This window comes from Nonomuraea sp. NPDC003201 (genome assembly GCF_053590415.1).
In genome coordinates this window covers 1-2,925 of the sequence record NZ_JBSFTC010000632.1, presented here as the reverse complement: position 1 = coordinate 2,925, position 2,925 = coordinate 1, and the positions used below count along the sequence as shown (strand labels likewise).

At 74.9% G+C, this 2,925-nt stretch carries 1 protein-coding gene and 1 pseudogene; both read right to left on the bottom strand.

Annotation, left to right across the window (positions count from 1 at the left end; all coding sequences use genetic code 11):
- Positions 1-1,591, bottom strand: a 1,591-nt coding sequence (locus tag ACWDX9_RS61990; RefSeq protein WP_449973228.1) for a hypothetical protein, incomplete at its 3' end; no start/stop codon positions are given.
- Positions 1,592-1,653: 62 nt separating this feature from the next.
- Positions 1,654-2,925: pseudogene (locus ACWDX9_RS61985) on the bottom strand (hypothetical protein); the annotation flags it as partial.

Sequence of the window (2,925 nt, the reverse complement as noted above, 5' to 3'; positions counted from 1 at the left end):
GCGCGGTCACCGCGATGCCCGGCACGAACGCGATCACGCCGCCGAAGTCGCTGCCCACGCCGGGCCAGCCGGCCAGCAGCATCGCCACCACGCCGAGCCCCGTCACCCCGGCCACGGCCAGCCGCTTGCGGCCGACGCGGACGAAGTGCTCGGCGGCCACGGCGGTGACCATCAGCACGGCCGTGGCCAGCAGCGCGAACGGGATGTTCGCCAGCCCGTAGTAGCGGCCGCCGACCACGGCGGTGTAGCCCATCAGGCTGTTGAACTGCAGCGTCGTCCCGGTCAGCAGGTCGCCCACGAGCACGGCGGCGGTGGTGGCCGCGACGGCCGCGGGCGGGCCCAGCGGGTGGCGCCGCCACGGGCCGCCCAGCGCGACGGCCGCGATGATCGCCGTGCTCGCCAGCACCCCGCCGATCAGCGTCGGCACGGGGTACGGGCTGCGCTCCCACGGCACCAGGTTGACCGCGTACGTGGAGACGGGGATCGAGGCGAGCACGATGGCGGCCACGCCGACCGCGCCCAGCCGCCTGCGCCTGGACAGCAGGAAGTAGGAGAGGGCGTAGAAGGCGACCTGGACGATGGCGAAGGCGGTGAAGAAGACGCCGGTCGTGCCGCGGACGGCGGTGCCCTTGAGGTCGGCCCTGCGCAGGTCGTCGATCGTGGTGCGCTCGCCGAGCTGCCACGGCAGCCCGATCACGGTGGAGGGCGGGGCGATGCCCGCCGCGGTGAGGAGCGTGGGCGTGATGTCGGGCAGCACGACGATGTCCGCGCGCCGGGTGGAGTTGGCCCCCACCGACGGCCCGGCGACCTCACCGCCCGGCGCGGGCGCCATGCCCGCGCGCTTCCACATCGCCACGCGCAGGTGCGGCACCGAGCCGTGGTCGCCGATCCCGGCCAGCACGATCTCGGTGTCCGGGGGCAGCTTGTCCAGGGCCGCGCCGACCTTGGCGTCGGCCTCGCGGACCAGGGCGCGCCGCCGCTCCGGCGCGAGCAGCTCGGGCTCCAGCGGCAGCTTGCCGTCCACGATGTACGGCTTCACCAGCACGTCGACGTCCACCGCCATCATCCGGCAGCGCGACCAGTCGGCCAGCCCGGCGGGCTCGGCGGCGTAGAGGTCGACCTTGCCCGTCCGGTCGGCGAGGGCCAGCGCCGCGCCGGGCCCGACGGCGGCCGTGCACTGCCCGGCGGCGTGCACGGCGGTCCCGAGCGTGCCCGCGAAGGTCCCGTCACGCAGTTGCAGCAGCCCGGGGACCTCGGAGACCACGGCCCCGGACCCCTGCACGACCGGCTCGGGCGACATCCCGCACCGGCGCCCGACCGCCGACCGCACGCCCGACGCCACGGTCAGCCACCCGTCGTACGCGCAGGTCACGGTGCCCACGGCCTTGACCGACAGGGACCCGATCCCGCTCTGCCCGGCCAGCCGCCACAGGCGGGGCGTGTCCGCCGGGTCGAGATCGTCCCACATCAGCCCCGGCACCCCGATGAACGCCACCCGCCCTCCGGCGTCCTCCTGCTCCGCCTGGAACGACGCCGCCTGGGCGGGCGGGGCGGCCCACCACAGGGTGGACGACACCAGGAGCAACAGCACCCACCTCACCGACCGACCCCCGCTCTTGTTGGAAACGCCCGAAACCCTACCGGGCCGGGGGCTCAGGCGAAGGGCTTCGCGACGATCAGTCGGCTCAGCGTCTCGTCGTACTCCGGGTCGAGCCAGTAGTCCGAGTGCCAGCGGGCCTCGGGCAGGGGCTCGCCCGGGGCGGGCCGGTGCGGGTCCCAGCAGAAGACGTCCACGCCGTTGGGGGCGCCGGGGGCCAGGGGGTCGACGCGGCCGAAGACGGGCCCGCCGATGGGGTCGCTCAGCCGGTAGAGGTTGTACCAGGGGACGGCGTCGCGTACGGCCGACAGCCCGGCGGTGCCGAAGTAGGCGGGGAAGAAGGCGGCGTACAGGCGGCGCAGCGGCGAGCCGTGCGTGAGCATCCTGACCCGGGCCCGCGCCTCGGGGCCGAGCTGCAGCACCAGGGCGGCGGTGATGACGCTCCCCTGGCTGTGCCCGGACAGGACCACCTCGTCCCGCTCCTGCTTGGCCAGCCGGCCCACGCGGTCGATCAGCTCGGGGATGACGCGTTCGGTGTAGCACGGCGGGGCCAGCGGGTGGATGGCGCGGGGCCAGAAGGTGGAGATGTCCCAGAGGATCCCGATCGTCCGGCGCAGCCCGGAGTCGCTGTACGTGCGGCGGCCGAGGAAGACCAGGCCCACGATGACCGCCGCCATGGCCCAGCTGCCGAGAGTGGCGAGCAGGCCCACGATCCCGCCGTTCGGGGTGAACAGGTGGAACTGGTAGATCACGGTCACCGCGGCGAACCCGGCGACGCCGATCCCGGTCAGCACGGCCAGCACGAGCCCGGCGCGGTCGGTCAGCGCGGCGAGCGCCCACTTCTCGGCCACCGCGCCGCCGTCGCGCTCGCCGTAGAGGGGCGTCACCTCGGGGGTCAGCCGGGCGGCGTCGGACCCGCGGATCGCGTACAGGGTGACGGCCAGGCCGGCGAAACCGACGGCCAGCAGCGGCACCAGCGCGGCCGTCCACCACACCGGGTCGTCGAGGAAGAGCTTCTTGCCGACCGGCTCCGGGGAGGCGGAGGTGCCCGGGACGCCGAAGAACGTGGCGGTCCAGAACAGCAGTCCGAGCGCCAGCACGTTCGCGCTGCCCGCGGCCACCATCAGCACCAACCACGCCGCGATCCCGCCCATCGCCCGGGGCTCGCCGGAAGCGCGGTCCATCCAGGCCAGCACGCAGGTGGCGACCAGGATGAACGCCCCGATCCCGACCGTGAGCGCGAACTGGAACGTCCCCACCCCCACGCCGGGCAGCTGCCGTCCGGGCGCGCCCGGCGCCATCCCGGCCAGCGCCGCCCCGAGGGTGGC